The organism is Enterobacter sp. RHBSTW-00975, from assembly GCF_013615235.1.
In the GTDB taxonomy this organism is placed as follows: Bacteria; Pseudomonadota; Gammaproteobacteria; order Enterobacterales; family Enterobacteriaceae; genus Enterobacter; species Enterobacter ludwigii.
Map to the genome: position 1 here is coordinate 393950 of NZ_CP055883.1, position 18628 is coordinate 412577.

General features: G+C 55.9%; 15 protein-coding genes and 3 tRNA genes. 10 read left to right on the top strand and 8 right to left on the bottom strand.

The window, feature by feature from the left end; translation table 11 throughout:
• Positions 1–26: 26 nt before the first annotated feature.
• Positions 27–902, top strand: coding sequence for a LysR family transcriptional regulator AmpR (gene ampR / locus HV340_RS01880; protein ID WP_020882960.1), 876 nt, complete (start codon positions 27–29; stop codon positions 900–902).
• A gap of 29 nt (positions 903–931) precedes the next feature.
• Here ampR and frdD read toward each other — a convergent pair whose 3' ends face one another.
• The 4 genes from frdD to frdA are packed head-to-tail and all read right to left on the bottom strand — an operon-like array spanning position 932 to position 4225.
• Positions 932–1291, bottom strand: a complete 360-nt coding sequence (gene frdD, locus HV340_RS01885) for a fumarate reductase subunit FrdD (RefSeq protein WP_020882959.1) — start codon at positions 1289–1291, stop codon at positions 932–934.
• A 10-nt stretch (positions 1292–1301) separates the two neighbouring features.
• Positions 1302–1697, bottom strand: coding sequence for a fumarate reductase subunit FrdC (gene frdC / locus HV340_RS01890; RefSeq protein WP_014168296.1), 396 nt, complete (start codon positions 1695–1697; stop codon positions 1302–1304).
• A 10-nt stretch (positions 1698–1707) separates the two neighbouring features.
• Positions 1708–2442: a fumarate reductase iron-sulfur protein gene (frdB, locus tag HV340_RS01895; RefSeq protein ID WP_020882957.1), complete on the bottom strand. Its 735-nt coding sequence runs from the start codon at positions 2440–2442 to the stop codon at positions 1708–1710.
• Positions 2435–4225: a fumarate reductase (quinol) flavoprotein subunit gene (gene frdA, locus HV340_RS01900; protein ID WP_063925743.1), complete on the bottom strand. Its 1791-nt coding sequence runs from the start codon at positions 4223–4225 to the stop codon at positions 2435–2437. Before frdA ends, frdB begins: the two co-directional genes overlap by 8 nt.
• A 310-nt stretch (positions 4226–4535) precedes the next feature.
• Between frdA and epmA the strand changes: the two genes are divergently transcribed.
• Entirely contained in the window at positions 4536–5513 is a 978-nt protein-coding gene (gene epmA / locus HV340_RS01905; RefSeq protein ID WP_020882955.1) for an elongation factor P--(R)-beta-lysine ligase, read from the top strand.
• A 200-nt stretch (positions 5514–5713) separates the two neighbouring features.
• On the top strand, positions 5714–7213 hold the full coding sequence (gene yjeM, locus HV340_RS01910) for a glutamate/gamma-aminobutyrate family transporter YjeM (RefSeq protein ID WP_063925742.1): 1500 nt from the start codon (positions 5714–5716) through the stop codon (positions 7211–7213).
• Between the two features lie 39 nt (positions 7214–7252).
• Here yjeM and mscM read toward each other — a convergent pair whose 3' ends face one another.
• The 3 genes from mscM to rsgA form a co-directional block, all read right to left on the bottom strand.
• Positions 7253–10576 carry a miniconductance mechanosensitive channel MscM gene (gene mscM, locus HV340_RS01915; protein ID WP_025206261.1) on the bottom strand — a complete coding sequence of 1108 codons (3324 nt, stop codon included), beginning with the start codon at positions 10574–10576 and terminating at the stop codon, positions 7253–7255.
• Positions 10577–10595: 19 nt separating this feature from the next.
• Positions 10596–11564 carry an archaetidylserine decarboxylase gene (gene asd, locus HV340_RS01920; protein ID WP_020882952.1) on the bottom strand — a complete coding sequence of 323 codons (969 nt, stop codon included), beginning with the start codon at positions 11562–11564 and terminating at the stop codon, positions 10596–10598.
• A gap of 97 nt (positions 11565–11661) precedes the next feature.
• A complete protein-coding gene (gene rsgA, locus HV340_RS01925; RefSeq protein ID WP_020882951.1) occupies positions 11662–12714 on the bottom strand; it encodes a small ribosomal subunit biogenesis GTPase RsgA in 1053 nt (350 codons plus the stop codon).
• A gap of 107 nt (positions 12715–12821) precedes the next feature.
• Between rsgA and orn the strand changes: the two genes are divergently transcribed.
• The 4 genes from orn to HV340_RS01945 all read left to right on the top strand — a co-directional run bounded on the left by orn (position 12822) and on the right by HV340_RS01945 (position 13882).
• Positions 12822–13367: an oligoribonuclease gene (gene orn, locus HV340_RS01930; protein WP_013095280.1), complete on the top strand. Its 546-nt coding sequence runs from the start codon at positions 12822–12824 to the stop codon at positions 13365–13367.
• A 215-nt stretch (positions 13368–13582) separates the two neighbouring features.
• Positions 13583–13658: transfer RNA gene (locus HV340_RS01935), tRNA-Gly, on the top strand.
• A gap of 36 nt (positions 13659–13694) precedes the next feature.
• A tRNA-Gly gene (locus HV340_RS01940) sits at positions 13695–13770 on the top strand.
• A gap of 36 nt (positions 13771–13806) precedes the next feature.
• Positions 13807–13882 (top strand) — tRNA-Gly (locus tag HV340_RS01945).
• A 269-nt stretch (positions 13883–14151) separates the two neighbouring features.
• Here HV340_RS01945 and queG read toward each other — a convergent pair.
• The gene (gene queG, locus HV340_RS01950) at positions 14152–15291 is read right to left on the bottom strand and encodes a tRNA epoxyqueuosine(34) reductase QueG (protein ID WP_181216263.1); all 1140 of its coding nucleotides are present in this window, start codon (positions 15289–15291) and stop codon (positions 14152–14154) included.
• On the opposite strand from queG, the gene nnr reads away from it, so the two are divergent.
• Genes nnr through amiB form a run of 3 tightly spaced genes read left to right on the top strand, consistent with a single transcriptional unit; the run spans position 15290 to position 18621 of the window.
• The gene (gene nnr, locus HV340_RS01955; RefSeq protein ID WP_047355588.1) at positions 15290–16813 is read left to right on the top strand and encodes a bifunctional ADP-dependent NAD(P)H-hydrate dehydratase/NAD(P)H-hydrate epimerase; all 1524 of its coding nucleotides are present in this window, start codon (positions 15290–15292) and stop codon (positions 16811–16813) included. The genes queG and nnr overlap by 2 nt on opposite strands.
• Positions 16806–17267: a tRNA (adenosine(37)-N6)-threonylcarbamoyltransferase complex ATPase subunit type 1 TsaE gene (gene tsaE, locus HV340_RS01960; protein WP_020882947.1), complete on the top strand. Its 462-nt coding sequence runs from the start codon at positions 16806–16808 to the stop codon at positions 17265–17267. Before nnr ends, tsaE begins: the two co-directional genes overlap by 8 nt.
• Positions 17268–17283: 16 nt before the next feature.
• Positions 17284–18621 carry an N-acetylmuramoyl-L-alanine amidase AmiB gene (amiB, locus tag HV340_RS01965; RefSeq protein WP_014168308.1) on the top strand — a complete coding sequence of 446 codons (1338 nt, stop codon included), beginning with the start codon at positions 17284–17286 and terminating at the stop codon, positions 18619–18621.
• The last annotated feature ends 7 nt before the right edge of the window (positions 18622–18628 follow it).

Genomic DNA, 18628 nt, shown 5'->3' on the forward strand with positions numbered 1-18628 from the left:
TGTTAATTTTTCTAACGGATGGGTCGATGACACGCAGCTATTTACCGCTTAATTCGCTTCGTGCCTTCGAAGCCGCCGCAAGGCACCTCAGTTTTACTAATGCTGCCATTGAGCTGAATGTCACCCATTCAGCCATCAGTCAGCACGTTAAGACGCTGGAACAACATCTGAACTGTCAGCTGTTTGTCCGGGTTTCGCGCGGATTGATGCTGACGACAGAGGGCGAGAATCTGCTGCCGGTGCTGAACGATTCGTTTGATCGTATCGCCGGCATGCTGGATCGCTTTGCCAGTCATCGCGCGCTGGAGAAGCTTAAAATTGGCGTGGTGGGGACTTTTGCGACCGGGGTGTTATTCGCGCAGCTGGATGATTTCCGTCGCCGCTATCCGCATATCGATCTGCATCTTTCGACCCATAATAACCGCGTCGATCCGGCCGCCGAAGGGCTGGATTACACGATCCGCTACGGTGGAGGGGCGTGGCATGGCACTGAAGCGACATTTCTGTGTTCTGCGCCGCTGGCTCCGCTGTGCACGCCTGAAATTGCCGTCGGGCTACAAGCACCGGCGGACATGCTGAAGTTTACGCTGCTGCGCTCCTACCGACGCGATGAATGGTCGGCGTGGATGCAGGCCGCGGGCGAACTCCCGCCGTCACCAACGCATCGGGTGATGGTGTTTGATTCATCCGTTACCATGCTGGAAGCCGCGCAGGCCGGCGTGGGAATTGCTATCGCACCTGTGGGTATGTTCACTCATCTGCTGAACAGCGAACGTATCATTCAGCCGTTTGCGACACAGATTGAGCTGGGCAGTTACTGGTTAACCCGATTGCAGTCACGGACAGAAACCCCTGCAATGCGTGAGTTTGCACAGTGGCTGGTGGGGAAAATGCAGAAATGACAGGCCCGCCGGGAGGCGGGCCTGATGTATCAGATAGTAACCACGGCAATCAGCGTAACCACCGTCAGGATGGTTGCCAGACCGTAGAACACCCATTTCCCGCTCGGGACATGGATTTTCAGGTCATGCATCGCATGGTGAATACGGTGCAGGCCACACCACAGCGGCAGGACGATCATCAGGAAGATGAACACACGGCCAATAAAGCTGCTGGCAAAGGCCAGTACTCGCTCGTAACCCAGCGCATCGCCCGGAAACAGCCCCAGTGGCAGCATAATACCGACCAGCAGGATGATGACCGGCGCGATGATGGCGCTCCACATCCCCCCTGCGCCAAACAGTCCCCAGAAGACCGGCTCGTCAGAACGTTTTGGATTTGGATTAATCACAGTAGTCTCCTTACCAGAACAGTGCGACAAACAGAATGACCACAGTGACGAGGATCGTCACTCCCCATAGCCCTTTAATGACAGGCTCTGGCCCCATTTTCTCGTCTTTAATGATGATGTTCGCCGCTTTTGGCGCCAGTTCAAACCAGGTTTTGGTATGAAGCAGCGCTGCCGCGAGCACAATCAGGTTCAGGATCACGATGATGGGGTTTTGCAGGAAGCCGACAAAGCTGGCCCAGGTTTCAGGGCCATGTTTGAGGGCATAAACACCGTACATCAGCTCCAGGCTGAACCAGACCGCCGGCACCGCGGTGCCTTCACGCAGCATATAGAAGCGATAAAACGGCAGTTTCTTCCACCAGGTGGACGGCATTGGCCGCACGTAGGCTTTGCGTTTAGTCGTCATTATGCACTCCTTAGCGTGGTTTCAGGGTGGCGATAAGAAAGTCTTTCGAGCTTTCCACTTTACCCTGCTGAATAGCGGCGGCCGGGTCGACGTGCTTCGGACAGACTTCGGAGCAGTAGCCCACAAAAGTACAGCTCCAGACGCCGTTCTGGCTGTTAAGCTGCGCCATACGTTCTTTTTTACCGTGGTCGCGGCTGTCCTCGTTATAGCGGTGCGCCAGGGTAATGGCCGCCGGGCCAATAAACTCTGGATTCAGGCCAAACTGTGGACACGCGGCGTAGCACAGACCACAGTTGATGCAGCCGGAGAACTGATGGTATTTCGCCATCTGAGCTGGCGTCTGGGTGTTCGTCCCCTGATCCGGCGTACGTGGATTGCCGATGATGTACGGCTTAATCGCTTCCAGACTTTCGATAAAGTGGGTCATATCGACCACCAGATCGCGTTCAATCGGGAAGTTACCCAGCGCTTCTACTTTGATGCCTTTGGTGTATTCACGCAGGAAAGTTTTACAGGCCAGTTTTGGCACCTTGTTGACCATCATGCCGCAGGAGCCGCAGATTGCCATACGGCACGACCAGCGGTAGCTCAGGTCCGGCGCAAGGTTATCTTTGATATAGCCGAGCGCATCCAGCAGAGAGGTTTGCTCGTCATAAGGGACTTCATAGAATGCGCTGTGCGGTGCGGTGTCCACTTCCGGATTGTAGCGCACCACTTCAATTTTCAGTTTCTGCATCTCAGCCATTCGCCTTCTCCTTCTTCTCGGCGGCTTCTGCTTCTGCGCCATACACGCGTTTAGCCGGTGGCAACGTCGTGATTTTCACGTCGCTGTAGTCCAGACGGGTGGTGCCATCCGCATCGCGCCAGGCGAGAGTGTGTTTCAGGAAATTGACGTCATCACGTTCGGTACAGCCTTCATCAAGACGCTGATGCGCGCCGCGTGACTCTTTACGTGCCAGCGCAGAGTGCGCCATACATTCCGCCACGTTCAGGCCGTGACCCAACTCGATGGTATAGAGCAGGTCTGTGTTGAACACGCTGGAGGTATCGGTAATGCGCACGCGCTTGAAGCGCTCCTGCAGCTCTGCCAGCTTATCCACGGTTTTTTGCATCAGTTCAGGGGTACGGTAGATACCGCAGCCTTCTTCCATCGACAGGCCCATCTCGTCGCGGATTTTCGACCAGTTTTCATTTCCTTCCTGGTTCACCAGGCTCTTCAGCCGTTTTTCGACGTCAACGACCTGGGCATCCAGCGCCGCGCTGTTCGCCTCGCCGGCGGTGGCAGCACGCTCCATCGCGCGTTCGCCCGCCATGCGGCCAAAGACCACCAGCTCCGCCAGTGAGTTTGACCCCAGACGGTTAGCACCGTGCAGGCCGACAGAGGAGCACTCGCCCACGGCAAACAGCCCTTTAATGCGGGTTTCGCACTGCTGATCGGTTTCGATACCGCCCATGGTGTAGTGGGCCGTTGGACGTACCGGAATCGGCTCTTTCACCGGATCGACGCCAACGTAGGCTTTTGCCAGTTCGCAAATGAACGGCAGACGTTCCAGCAGTTTCTTCTCGCCAAGATGACGCAGGTCGAGGTAGACCACATCGCCGCGTGGCGTGGCGATGGTGTTGCCTTTGCGCCACTCGTGCCAGAAGGCCTGAGATACTTTGTCGCGCGGGCCCAGTTCCATGTATTTGTTTTTCGGCTCGCCGAGCGGGGTTTCCGGGCCCATGCCGTAATCCTGCAGATAGCGGTAGCCATTTTTATTGACCAGGATACCGCCTTCACCACGGCAGCCTTCCGTCATCAGAATGCCGGAGCCGGGCAGCCCAGTAGGGTGATACTGCACGAACTCCATATCCCGCAGCGGCACGCCGTGGCTGAGCGCCATGCCCATGCCGTCACCGGTGACGATACCGCCGTTGGTGTTGTAGCGGTAAACACGCCCCGCACCGCCGGTAGCCATGACCACCGCGTTGGCGCGGATCTGGACGAGGGTGCCTTCCATCATGTTCATCGCCACCAGACCGCGCGCCTGACCGTCATCAACCAGAATGTCGAGGACGAAATGTTCGTCAAAGCGCTGAATCTGTGGGAACTGAAGGGAGGTCTGGAACAGGGTGTGCAACATGTGGAAGCCGGTTTTATCGGCGGCGAACCAGGTGCGTTCGATCTTCATCCCGCCGAAGCGGCGAACGTTGACGCTGCCGTCCGGACGACGGCTCCACGGACATCCCCACTGTTCAAGCTGGGTCATCTCCGTAGGACAATGGTGTACAAAGTAGTCAACGACATCCTGCTCGCAAAGCCAGTCGCCCCCTGCAACCGTGTCGTGGAAATGGTATTCGAAGCTGTCATGATCCTGCGCAACGGCGGCGGATCCTCCTTCTGCGGCAACCGTATGGCTGCGCATCGGATAGACTTTTGAAATCAATGCGATTTTAGCGTTGGGATTAGCTTGTGCTGCAGCAATCGCAGCACGTAATCCAGCCCCGCCAGCGCCTATAACGGCAAGATCGGCTTGAAAAGTTTGCACGACATTCCTCCAGATTTTTGTTATTTCGCAACGCGATAAACTAAAGGTAGTTCACCCGTCCAAAAGGACGATTGCGAAAGCGTTTCCACTGCTCCTTTATGGGTAAAGCAGTATAACCGCGTGGATGTCAGGGAAATTTGACGTGTTCGATTTTTTTGCTGTTCTGTGCGGCGATTTATCGCGGTGAGTAATGAATTTCGTCGCGCAATTGTTCACCTAAATGAAATGCGCTTTTTTACTGCGCAAAATTTGTCTCCGTCCCTGGTAACGAGTAGACTTCGTGCCCTTGTCTGAAATCGGAGAAAAACTCATGAGCGAAACGGCCACCTGGCAGCCGAGCGCATCCATCCCCAACCTGCTAAAACGCGCTGCAATTATGGCGGAGATCCGCCGCTTCTTTGCCGACCGCGGCGTCCTTGAGGTGGAAACCCCGTGCATGAGTCAGGCAACGGTAACGGATATTCATCTGGTCCCGTTTGAAACCCGTTTTGTTGGTCCTGGCCACTCACAGGGCATGAATTTGTATCTGATGACCAGCCCGGAATACCACATGAAACGCCTGCTGGCGGCAGGGTGTGGCCCGGTCTATCAGCTGTGCCGCAGTTTCCGTAATGAAGAGATGGGGCGTCACCACAATCCGGAATTCACCATGCTGGAGTGGTACCGTCCGCATTATGATATGTACCGCCTGATGAACGAGGTGGACGATCTGCTGCAGCAGGTGCTGGAGTGCTCAGAAGCGGAAACGCTCTCTTATCAGCAGGTTTTCCAGCGTTACCTGGAAATTGATCCGCTCTCTGCGGATAAAGCGCAGCTGCGCGAAGTGGCGGCAAAACTGGATCTGAGCAACGTGGCAGATACCGAAGAAGACCGCGACACGCTGCTGCAACTGCTCTTCACCTTTGGCGTTGAGCCGCAAATTGGCAAAGACCGGCCGACGTTTGTATATCACTTCCCGGCAAGCCAGGCTTCGCTGGCGCAGATCAGCACCGAAGATCACCGCGTGGCGGAGCGTTTTGAGGTCTATTACAAAGGTATCGAGCTGGCGAACGGCTTCCACGAACTGACCGACGCACGCGAACAGCAGCAGCGTTTTGAGCAGGATAACCGCAAGCGCGCGGCACGTGGTCTGCCGCAGCAGCCTATTGATACCCATCTGCTGGAAGCATTGAAAGCGGGTCTGCCGGACTGCTCCGGCGTGGCGCTGGGCGTTGATCGTCTGGTGATGCTGGCGCTGGGTGCAGAACAGCTGGGCGAAGTGATCGCGTTTACAGTCGATCGCGCATAACGCACCGTATTGCCGGGTAGCGCTGTCGCTTACCCGGCTCACCTCTGATGTCAATTAACCTTTCCATTTCCGCACGACAACATTAAAAACTGCCACATTCTCTGTACGCAGGTCTTTTTCTTAATTTGCCCCTAATAGCCACAATATTAGTCTGGTCTTCTGCTACCATCCGCGCAGTTTAACTTCCTTTGGATGGCGCTATGTCCCAGTCACTTAAAAAGATGACCCTCACCGGGCTCATCCTGATGATTTTTACCTCCGTCTTTGGCTTTGCCAACAGCCCGTCGGCTTTCTATCTGATGGGCTACAGCGCAACGCCGTTCTATATCGTCTCGGCTTTGTTTTTCTTCATACCGTTTGCGCTGATGATGGCGGAAATGGGGGCGGCCTACCGCAAAGAAGAGGGCGGGATCTATTCCTGGATGAACAACAGCATCGGCCCGCGCTACGCGTTTATCGGCACGTTTATGTGGTTCTCCTCGTATGTGGTCTGGATGGTCAGTACGGCGGCCAAGGTCTGGGTACCGTTTTCGACGTTTGTTTTCGGCAGCGATCACACTCAGGTCTGGTCTTTGGCCGGTCTGAGCTCCACGCAGGTGGTCGGGATTCTGGCCGTTTGCTGGATGGTGGTTGTAACGCTGATGGCGTCTAAGGGCATCAACAAAATTGCCCGCATTACCGCCGTGGGCGGGATCTCAGTGATGTGCCTGAACCTGGTGCTGCTGGTGGTCAGCATTGCCATTCTGTGCCTGAACGGCGGGCATTTCGCTCAGGAGGTGAACTTCGTTTCCTCGCCCAACCCGAGCTATCAGTCCGGGCTCGCTATGCTCTCCTTTGTGGTGTTTGCCATTTTTGCGTACGGCGGTATTGAGGCGGTGGGCGGCCTGGTCGACAAGACCGAGAACCCGGAAAAGAACTTTGCGAAAGGCATTATTTTTGCCGCGATAGTTATCTCCATTGGTTATTCACTGGCAATTTTCCTCTGGGGCGTCAGCACCAACTGGCAGCAGGTACTCAGCAACAACACCACTAACCTGGGCAACATTACCTATGTGCTGATGAAAAGCCTGGGGATGACGCTGGGACAAGCGATGAATCTGACACCGGAAGCGGCGGCAACGATGGGCGTCTGGTTTGCACGCATCACCGGCTTGTCCATGTTCCTTGCCTATACCGGCGCGTTTTTCACGCTGATTTACTCTCCGTTGAAAGCGATAATTCAGGGCACGCCAAAAGCGCTGTGGCCTGCACGCATGACGCAACTGAATACCGCAGGTATGCCCGCCAACGCCATGTGGATGCAGTGCCTGCTAGTCAGCGTGTTCATTTTGCTGGTGTCGTTTGGTGGGGATACCGCGTCAGCGTTTTATAACAAGCTGACCCTGATGGCGAACGTGTCGATGACGCTGCCTTATCTCTTTCTGAGCCTGGCCTTCCCGTTCTTTAAGGCGAAGCAGGATCTTGAGCGTCCGTTTGTGATTTTCAAAACGCGCGCCGCCACGCTGCTGGCAACCACGGTGGTGGTGCTGGTAGTGGCATTCGCCAACATCTTTACCGTTATTCAGCCGGTGATTGAGGCGAGTGACTGGAGTAGCGCACTGTGGATGGTGGGCGGCCCAGTCTTCTTCTCACTTCTGGCGATGGGGATTTATGAGAATTACCGCCGACGTTCTGTGGCGTTGCTGACGGAAGTGGCGTAGCGGTCAAACATTCCCCTCCCGGAAGGGAGGGGAGAAGGGTTACAGACTTCCTGCCGGGCGTGTGCGCGCCGCTGACGTTAACGTTCTTCCCGTTTTGCGCCCGTCCAGGCTTTCCAGACGCATCTGGAACGGTGGGAACGGCATATCAATGCCGTGCTCACGGAACCCTGCCAGAATCAGCTGGTGGATCTCATGACGCAGTGGCATACGGTGTCCCATTTCGGCGGCGTAAATACGCAGTTCGAAAATCTGGATCCCCTGTTGTAAATCCACCAGGAACACTTCCGGCGCCGGGTTATCGATCACGAATGAACAGCGCTCCGCGGCGGTGTAGAGGATCTGAGTGACCTCTTCGCTGTTGGCATCCGACGGCGCAGGTACCGTCAGCACCACACGCGTGACGGAGTCTGACAGCGACCAGTTGATAAACTGCTCGGTAATAAACGCCTTGTTCGGCACGATGATCTCTTTACGGTCCCAGTCGCTGATCGTGGTGGCGCGCGTGTTGATCCTGGTGATGCTGCCGGTCAAATCGCGGATCGTTACCGTATCGCCAATACGAATCGGTTTTTCGAACAGAATAATCAGGCCAGAGATAAAGTTAGCGAAGATCTCCTGTAAGCCAAACCCTAACCCCACACCAAGTGCCGCCACCAGCCACTGCAGTTTCGACCATTCAATACCAATCATTGAGAAGCCGACCAGCCCGCCAAACAGCATGATCAGATATTTGGTGATGGTGGTAATTGCGTATCCCGTCCCTGGGGTTAAATCGAGATGCTGCAGCAGGGCCAGCTCCAGCAGCGCCGGGAAGTTACGCACCAGCTGGGTGGTGATGATCAACACCAGAATGGCAATCAACACCGCGCCTAAGGTAATCGGCTCCAGGCTCTCCACACCTTGTACCGTGGACGTTACGTCCCACAGGGAGATGTTTTCCAGGAAGCCAAATGCGGAGTGAATTTCCGACCACAGGAAGATCACCGACAGCAGGGCAATCAGCATCAGGATGGAGCGTACCAGTCGCAGGGATTGAGTACTGATGGCATCCAGATCCAGCTCGACTTCGTCAGCTTCCGTCGTGCCTTCTGTGCTGTTGACATGGTTTGGCTCTTCCTCGCCACGCGCACGCTGGGCGAGGATCTCTGCCCGCCGGTGCTTGGCACGGTCGAACGCCAGGCGGCGGCGCTGGATCAGCATCCAGCGGCGTATCACGTGATACACCACCAGAAGCAGGAACCAAATCGCCACCGAGGTTTCAAGCCTCGCCAGCAGCGCCTTGGCGGTCGCCAGGTAACCCACCGTCGCTGCCAGCATGGCAATCAGCGGTGCGCTCAGCAGCAGGTTCCAGAGCAGCCGGTTGAACATGTTGTCGCCGTTACCGGATTTATCCAGATAGAGCGGGATACCGGCGCGTTTCAGGCTGAGCGTGACAATTGCCAGCGCCCCGCATATCAGCATAAAGCAGAGGCGGCCCAGCGACCCTGAGAATTCCCGGTCGTTGAGTTTATCGAACATGATCAGCGCCATAATCAGCGGCACAATCAGTCCGATGCTCATCAGGTAGTAACGCATGGCGCGTGCAACGCGATTACGCGGCCAGCCGAAGTGAGCGATGAACAAACCGTTGGGCCGCGCGAACGTGGCGCAAATCATTACCACCCACAACAGTGGCACCGTGGCAGTGACGCCATCGCCAATGGCCACCGCGAGCGGGTAGGGCCAGGCTTCCCGCAGGCCATATCCAAGCGTCATCCACAGCACCGGTAGCGGTGAGGCGACGAGAATCGACCAGAAGACGGTACGTAACGTCAGCCAGAAGTGATCCTGCGTAACTTTCCCCACCCGGGCGCTGGAGCGCTCCAGGAATCGGGTGAAATACCGGCGCGAGTAAATGCTGAAGCCCACCAGAATCAGCGCGGCCAGCAGCGGGAAAATGGTCTCTTTACTGGTGAGCATCATCACGCTGGCCTGGCCCAGCTGGCTGAAGGTATCCAGCGAAATAAGGCGGCGCAGGTCCTGAACAATCTCAATCGGCCACGAGAAGGTCATCGGCCGTACGTCGGAGGTCCAGAAGAGATAACGGTGCGTTGCCTCATTCACCTCTTTCAGCGCATCTTCCAGTTGGCTATTAGAGACCTTCAGCTTGGTCAGTTCCAGAATCAGCGTATCCCCGCCCTGGAGCAGAGAGTTCAGCAGTTCACGCTGGGTACGCAACTGGGCTTCCAGAATGCGGTTCTGCTCGCTGGTCAGCGGCTGTCCGTCAGCCTGACGGATCTGGCGGATTTGCGGCTGTTTGTTGAGCAGATCCTCAAAGTGCAGTCGCTGCACGCGCAACTGAGCCATTTCGGTATCCAGCTGCTGCGGTTTGGGCATTTCCGGCAGGCGTGAGACCTGCGCGCGTAACGCTTCACCCAGCAGGTTTGATGACCCTAGCCACTGGGACTGCTCACGCAACGTGTTAAGCGCCTGGCGGACCTGTAGGGTTTGATTGGTAGCCTGGCGCTGTTGCGAGGCTACCAGATCCATACGCTGCGCCTGTTGGTTCAGCGCCGCAGAGAGCTCGCGGTTGACCTTAAACTGCTCAACGATGCCGCTGGGCAGGTTCGCGCTGTTTTCCGCCAGCAGTTCGGTGCTTTCAAGCGCACGCTCGGCTTCGCGCTGCCGCTGGCTGTTAAGCTGATTACGCAGGGCCTGCAGATATGCATCCAACTGTTCGCTCTGCTTCTGCGCCAGCTCAGAGCGCATCCGCGACAGCTCCTGGCGGTTATTGGCGGACAGCTGCGCCAGCTCCAGTTCATCGACAAGGGCTTTGAGGCGAGCAGATTCGGCCTGCAGCCCCAGATTCTGCGCCTGCGCTTGCGGCGTGTTGCCGCTTTGCGTGCCAACGCGACGCTCAACTTCATTAAGCTGGCGGCGGGCATCGGTTTGCTGCTGGGGAAGCTGGCTGAGCGAGTCGGCAATTTCACGCGCCCGCTCCTGCTCCTGCTGAGCCAGACGGCTCTTTTCCAGAAGCTGGCTGCTGACCTGGAGGATCTCCTGATTCAGCGCATCAGAAGACATGTCCGCCGGTATATCGCGCGGTTCATCACGCAGATTACTGAGCTGCGAGCGCAGCGTTTGCGAGAGTTTGGGGAAGTTGTCGATAACCTGCTGATATTGCTGCGCGCGCTCAAGGGAGCCTTTTCGCTCCGCAAGCGCGTTCAGGGCGGACTGGAGCGACTCAACGGTCTCTGGCTGAGCGGGTTTTGCCGCTTTTGCCTGCTCCAGTTCCTGGGTTATCTGTTTTGCGTCGGGGGCTGTCGCTGCGTACGCCCCCATGCTGAGGCACCAGGCCATCAGTAGAACGATAATCGGGCGCACGTCAGCGATCCTTCTGTTATTAGCCTTCGTCTTTTTTGTCGTCAACCAGCGGGCTGGCGTCGTGCTCGGCGTCGATCTCTTCTTGGGACAACGGTGCAGGTTCTGCCACCGGCGTTACGAAGGTTTCGGTAGAGACGGCCAGCGGCTGACCCAGTTTGGTGACCGACAGGCTTTCAAGCTGTTCGGCCAGCTTAACTTTACCCGGTGCAAACAGGTTGATAACGGTTGATCCCAGCTTGAAGCGACCCATCTCCTGACCTTTCAGCAGGGCGACAGAGCCTTCTTCTTCACCGGCAGGCCAGGTCCAGCGCTTGATCACGCCTTCACGTGGTGGGGTGATGGTGCCAGCCCAGACGGTTTCAATGCTGCCGACAATGGTCGCGCCCACGAGAATCTGCGCCATAGGGCCGAATTCAGTATCAAACAGGCAAATGACGCGTTCGTTACGGGCGAACAGGTTAGGTACGTTCTGCGCCGTGAGGTGGTTCACGGAGAACAGATCGCCCGGAACGTAGATCATTTCACGCAGGATGCCGTTGCACGGCATGTGCACGCGGTGATAGTCGCGCGGTGAGAGATAGGTGGTCGCGAAGGTCCCGTTACGGAACAGATCCGCCATCAGGTAGTTACCTGCCAGCAACGCTTCCAGGCTGTAGTTATGGCCTTTCGCCTGCAGGATTTTGTCGTCTTCGATGTGACCCAGTTGGCTAATCACGCCATCTGCAGGCATCACCAGCACGTTAGGGTCCGTATTCAGCGGGCGCACGTCGTCGCGCAGTGGGCGGACGAAAAACTCGTTGAAGGTGCGGTAGCTGGCGGTATCCGGCTTCTGCGCCTCTTTCATGTCGACCTTGTAATATTTTACGAAAAGGTCGATGACCAGTTTGGTCAGCCAGCCCGCTCGTTTGCTCGCGCCCCAGCCCGCCAGGCGAGTGAGCCACAGTTTCGGCAGAATGTATTGAAGCGAAAGTTTAAATGAGTTTAACAAGGTAGCCTCCAGGCCATTGTTTTGTCGTTCCTGATCCGGCCGCAAAGCGCCGGAACCTGAAAAAAGGGGACGATTTTAGCGATGCTTAGCTTAGTTGTCAGTTATCAGAATCAGAAAAGTTTTTACGCGTTTTTACCTGATCCATGCTCTCGAGAATGCGGTGGTAGTTTTCAAAGCGGGTCTCTGCTATTTCGCCTTTCTCGACCGCTTCACGGATAGCGCAGCCCGGGTCATTGTCATGTTTACAGTCGCGGTATTTGCAAGCACCTAAATAATCATGGAATTCGACAAATCCGTTGAAGATTTGTTCCGGCTCAAGGTGCCACAAACCGAATTCACGCACGCCCGGGGAGTCAATGACATCACCGCCGTGCGGGAAGTGATACAGGCGTGACGCGGTGGTAGTGTGCTGGCCCAGGCCAGAAACATCAGACACATCGTTGGTCACGATCTCTTGCTGGAGGCCGAGAAGGTTGTTCAGCAGGCTCGATTTGCCCACACCGGACTGTCCCGCAAAGATGCTGATGCGATCGGTAAGCGCCTCTTCAAGCGGTTTCAGACCATCTTTGGTATAGCTGGAAACCATCAGAACGCGATACCCGATGTTACGGTAGATATCCATCTGCTCGTTGACGAAGTTCATACCGTCTTCATCGAGCAGATCGATTTTGTTGAGTACGATGATCGGTTCAACCTGCAGCGTTTCACAGGCGACAAGGTATCGGTCGATAATATTGAGCGAAAGTTCGGGCAAAATCGCCGAGACGATAACGATCTGGTTAATGTTGGCTGCGATAGGTTTAACCCCGTCGTAGAAATCGGGACGGGTCAGTACCGACGTACGCGCGTGGACCGCCTCAACGATGCCTTTTACCGTGACGCCTTCCGCCGCTTCTTTACCCGGGCGCCAGACCACGCGATCGCCGGTTACCAGAGAACGAATCGTCCGGCGGATGTTGCAGCGGTGAATCTCACCGTTGGCGGATTCCACGTCGGCGTGCATACCGAAACGGCTGATGACGATGCCTTCCATCGGTTCGCCAAACAGGTTGTCGTCGTAATCGACCTTCTCCGAAGTGGTTTTAAGACGGCGCTGGTGATTGGCATTCACACGGCGCTGCTGCCCTTTGGAGAGTTTATTTTTACTCAATCGCGCTGGCTCCTGGTCGCCCGTAAGGGGCAAAACCTCTATGATACACTCTAATTAATACTAGTTAACCTGCTACAGCCGGTTATGCGAGAAGGGTGGAAAATAACATGAGCGCGGATGAAAACAACCTGATTTGGATCGATCTTGAAATGACCGGGCTGGATCCCGAGCGCGATCGCATTATTGAGATTGCAACCCTGGTGACCGATGCCAACCTGAATATTCTGGCGGAAGGGCCGACTATTGCGGTTCATCAGTCCGACGACCAGCTTGCGTTAATGGATGAGTGGAACGTGCGCACCCATACGGGGAGCGGGCTGGTGGAGCGCGTTAAGGCCAGCACCATGGGCGATCGCGAGGCAGAGCTGGCAACGCTTGAGTTTCTGAAACAGTGGGTTCCGGCGGGCAAATCACCTATCTGTGGTAACAGCATCGGTCAGGATCGCCGTTTTCTGTTTAAGTACATGCCGGAGCTGGAATCTTACTTCCATTACCGCTATCTGGATGTGAGCACCCTGAAAGAGCTGGCGCGTCGCTGGAAACCGGAAATCCTGGATGGCTTTAAAAAGCAGGGAACGCATCAGGCCATGGACGATATCCGTGAGTCCGTGGCCGAACTGGCGTATTATCGCGAGAACTTTATTAAGCTGTAATTCAGGCGGTTGCCGGGGGCGTTGCGCGTTACCCGGCCTACAGAACCCATGAATGGTGTAAAAACGTGCAAAGCGATGAATATTCCATCACTTGAACTGAATTTCACAAAAAACGCTTTTAGGGGGGTTGCAGCTAAACGGATTTCTCGTATAATGCGCCTCCCGTAACGACAGAGAAATACACGTTACGACAGCAACAAAAGCAGTGCAAATTTGCGGGAATAGCTCAGTTGGTAGAGCACGACCTTGCCAAGGTCGGGGTCGCGAGTTCGAGTCTCGTTTCCCGCTCCAAAATTTGAAGGTGCTTCTAAAGCACAGACCACCCAAGCGGGAATAGCTCAGTTGGTAGAGCACGACCTTGCCAAGGTCGGGGTCGCGAGTTCGAGTCTCGTTTCCCGCTCCAAAATTTGAAAGTGCTTCCACAGCACGGACCACCCAAGCGGGAATAGCTCAGTTGGTAGAGCACGACCTTGCCAAGGTCGGGGTCGCGAGTTCGAGTCTCGTTTCCCGCTCCAAATTCTTATCATCTCCAGATTATCCACAGCGGAATGCTTCGTTGGGGACATTTTCTATTGCATCTGAAATACTCTTGTGAACAGAGTTATCCACAGAAGCCCTACTCAGTTACAGACCAGAAGAAAATTAGCAGGGTGAATAATATCTTCATAACATACTGAATTTAATGAAGTAAATTTCATTTCAAAATGTTATTTAGATCACTTGACCTCATTGCCAGCCCCGATGGCGCTTGAGTTTTTATTTTTATTCACAGGCTGTGAATATATCAAGCATCCCGTACAAGCCCTTTTTCAATCACTCTCACCAGCCGTTGTTTCTTCGGCAGCTGCACCTCGACAACGCAGGTATTGCGCTTCTCGATTTGCTGCGCAATCGCCCATTCTATGTGTTCATCAAGAAGTGGGTGCTCACCTCTGCGACTTTCGAGCGCCTGAATATTGGCTTCATCCCAGGGCGCATTGCCCAGCGCAACGGCGACATTTCGTAGCCAGCGCAGATGCCCAATACGCCGAATGGCGGATCCTTCGGTGACTTTCAGGAACCAGGCCTCACTCCAGGCGAAGAGCTCGATAAGCTGAGGCGCATGAAGCGCTTTACGAGGACTGAAATCGTCTTCATCCGTAAGCTGCGAGTAACGATTCCAGGGGCAGATCAGCTGGCAGTCATCGCAGCCGTAGATACGGTTCCCGATAAGCGGACGGAATTCTTCCGGTATCGCCCCTTCGAGTTCAATGGTGAGATAGGAGATGCAGCGGCGCGCATCCACCGTATAAGGCTCAACGATGGCACCCGTCGGGCAGATGGTCATGCAGGCCACGCAGCGCCCGCAACCTTCCTCTACCGGACCATCTACCGGCAGCGGCAAATCTATGAGCAGTTCACCGAGGAAAAAGAACGATCCGGCGTCGCGGCTAAGGATAAGTGAGTGCTTACCTGTCCAGCCAAGCCCGGCTTTTTCTGCTATCGGGCGTTCAAGAACAGGCGCAGAGTCTACAAACGGTCTAAAATTCAGCGACACACAGTGCTGCTGAATAGTTTCCCCAAGTTTTTTTAAACGGTTACGCAGAAGCTTATGGTAATCACGACCCAGGGCGTACCGGCTGACGTAACCGAGAGCGGGATTTTTTAACGTGCGAGCAAACGCCGCGTTGGCGGGCAGGTAGTTCATGCGTACGCTGATGACGCGTAATGTACCGGGTAACAGCTCGTGTGGGCGGGCACGCATCATGCCATGACGCGCCATCCACTCCATTTCGCCATGGTATTGTTTATCCAGCCATGCCTGCAGTTTCGGCTCGCTGGCGGAAAGGTCGGTATCGGTGATACCCACCTTCTGGAAGCCAAGCTCAGCACCCCACTGTTTAATTTTTTGCGCTAATTCATTGAGATCGAGGGGCTGTGACATGACGGACCATACTGTGAAGAAAAACCCCGAAAGTATACCACATTCCATCTGGCATGCGGATGACCTCCGGCACGCCGAAAAAGAGGCCGCAGATAGCCTCGGCATTACCCTGTATGAACTGATGCAACGCGCGGGTGAAGCGGCGTTTAACGTTGCCCGCACGGCTTACCCTGAATCGTCGCACTGGCTGATTTTATGCGGACACGGCAATAACGGCGGTGACGGTTATGTCGTTGCCCGCCTGGCGGTTGCCGCCGGGATCCACGTGACGTTGCTGGCGCTGGAGAGCGATAAACCGCTGCCAGAAGAGGCCAGTGCGGCGCGGGAAGCCTGGCTGAACGCGGGCGGTGTTATTCATGCCACCGATATCGTCTGGCCGGAAGAGATTGATGTGATTATTGATGGCCTGCTGGGCACCGGGCTTCGCAGTGCGCCGCGCGACCCGGTTGCCACCCTGATTGCACGTGCCAATGCCCACAGCGCGCCGGTGGTGGCCCTGGATATACCTTCTGGACTGATGGCGCAAACCGGCACGACGCCTGGCGCGGTGATTCAGGCCGCGCACACCGTTGCCTTTATCGCCCTGAAACCGGGGCTGCTTACCGGTAAAGCACGGGATGTCACGGGAACGTTGCACCATAACGCACTGGGGCTGGAGAGCTGGCTTGCCGGGCAGGAAACTCACGTTTCGCGCGTTGATGCTTCGCTGCTGGCACAGTGGCTACCGCCGCGCCGCCCGACGTCCCATAAAGGCGATCACGGCAGGCTGGTGATCATTGGAGGTGACCACGGCACGGCGGGGGCTATCCGCATGACGGGGGAAGCGGCATTGCGTTGCGGTGCCGGCTTAGTGCGGGTACTGACGCGCATCGAAAATAGTGCGCCAATTATTACGGCCCGCCCGGAGCTGATGGTGCATGAATTGACGCCGCAGTCGCTTGAAGAGAGTCTCGAATGGGCGGATGTCGTGGTCATTGGCCCGGGGCTTGGGCAGCAGGCCTGGGGGAAACAGGCCCTGCAGAAGGTCGAGAATTTTCGTAAACCGATGCTGTGGGATGCCGACGCGCTGAACCTTCTGGCAATCAATCCTGATAAGCGTCACAATCGCATTCTGACGCCGCACCCCGGCGAAGCCGCGCGCCTGCTTAACTGCAGCGTGGCAGAAATTGAAAGCGATCGCTTACTTTCTGCCCGGCGTCTGGTAAAACGTTACGGAGGTGTTGCCGTTCTGAAAGGGGCAGGAACCGTTGTCGCCAGCGACGAGGCGATGGGCATTGTCGATGCCGGAAATGCGGGTATGGCGAGCGGCGGAATGGGCGATGTGCTTTCAGGCATCATTGGCGCATTGCTTGGACAGAAACTTCCCCTTTATGATGCAGCCTGCGCTGGCTGCGTGGCCCATGGTGTCGCGGCGGATAAGCTGGCGGCACGTTACGGCACACGCGGAATGCTGGCCACCGATCTTTTTTGCACGCTACGGCGTGTTGTTAACCCGGATGTGATTGACGTAGAAAATGACTAATCGAGCGATTTCTTTACCTGATGAACAAGCCACTTTAGATCTTGGCAAACGCGTGGCACAGGCCTGTCAGGGGGCAACCGTCATTTATCTGTATGGTGATTTAGGTGCGGGTAAAACCACCTTCAGCCGGGGTTTTCTGCAGGCGTTAGGCCATAAAGGCAATGTGAAAAGCCCAACCTACACGCTGGTAGAACCGTACACCCTTGAAAACCTCATGGTGTACCACTTTGATTTATACCGCCTTGCGGATCCCGAGGAGCTGGAATTTATGGGGATCCGTGATTATTTTGCCAATGATGCCATCTGCCTGGTGGAGTGGCCGCAACAAGGTGCGGGTGTGTTGCCTGACCCGGATGTCGAAATTCACTTAGATTACCAGGCACAAGGGCGTGAGGCACGCATCAGTGCTGTTTCCTCATCAGGTAGTTCCTTACTGGCGCGTCTGGCCGGTTAAGCGTAGGGATGACGGGATGATTAGTCGCGTTAAAGGTTGGTTATTGGCTGCCACGGTGCTGCTGTGCGCGCAGGCCGGGGCGGCAAGCCTGTCGGATATTCAGGTGTCGAACGGCGAAAGCCAGGCCAGGATCACGTTCAGCTTTATGGGCGATCCGGAATATGCTTTTTCACAGCCAGACAGCCACAGCGTGGCGCTGGATATCAAACAAACCGGGGTTATCCAGGGGTTACCGCTCCAGTTCAGCGGCAATAATCTGGTTAAAAGCATTCGTTCCGGCTCGCCAAAAGATAGCCAGTCATTGCGTCTGGTGGTCGACCTAACCGAAAAGGGTAAAACCAGAGCGGTTAAGCAGCAAAACGGTGCGAATTATACGGTGGTCTTTACCATCAACGCTGACGCCCCTCCGCCGCCTCCGCCTCCACCGGTGGTGGCGAAACGCGTGGAAGAGCCGGTTTATACCCCGCGCCCATCTGAACCGGCACGTAATCCGTTTAAAACGGACAGCGACCGCATTACCAGCGTTACCAGCAGCAATACCGTGACGCGGCCGGCGGCCAGTGCACGTCGCGCGGTCAGCGGTGATAAAGTGATTATCGCCATTGATGCGGGGCACGGCGGTCAGGATCCCGGCGCAATTGGCCCGGGCGGTACGCGGGAGAAAAATGTCACCATCGCGGTTGCCCGTAAGCTGCGGACGCTGCTAAACGACGATCCTATGTTTAAAGGCGTGCTGACGCGCGACGGCGATTACTTTATCTCGGTGATGGGCCGCTCGGATGTGGCACGTAAGCAAAATGCCAATTTCCTGGTGTCCATTCATGCGGATGCCGCGCCGAACCGTAACGCCACGGGAGCCTCAGTGTGGGTGCTGTCAAACCGTCGGGCGAACAGTGAAATGGCAAACTGGCTTGAAGAGCACGAGAAACAGTCCGAACTGTTAGGTGGCGCGGGTGATGTGCTGGCAAACAGCCAGGCCGATCCCTATCTCAGCCAGGCGGTGCTGGATTTACAATTCGGTCATTCCCAGCGCGTCGGGTATGATGTCGCCACAAATGTATTGAACCAGCTGCAGGGCATCGGGTCATTGCACAAGCGCCGTCCGGAGCATGCGAGCCTGGGCGTTCTGCGATCGCCGGATATTCCATCGATTCTGGTGGAAACAGGCTTTATCAGTAATAACGCTGAAGAACGACTGCTGGGCAGCGACAGCTATCAGCAGCAAATTGCCGAAGCGATCTATAACGGTCTGCGTAAATACTTTGATGCGCATCCGCTGCAGTCCGCGCCACAGGGCGGTGCCGCCCAGACGGCCAGCGCAGCGCAGCCAGGTGAGATGACCGCGACCAACTAAGGAGAAT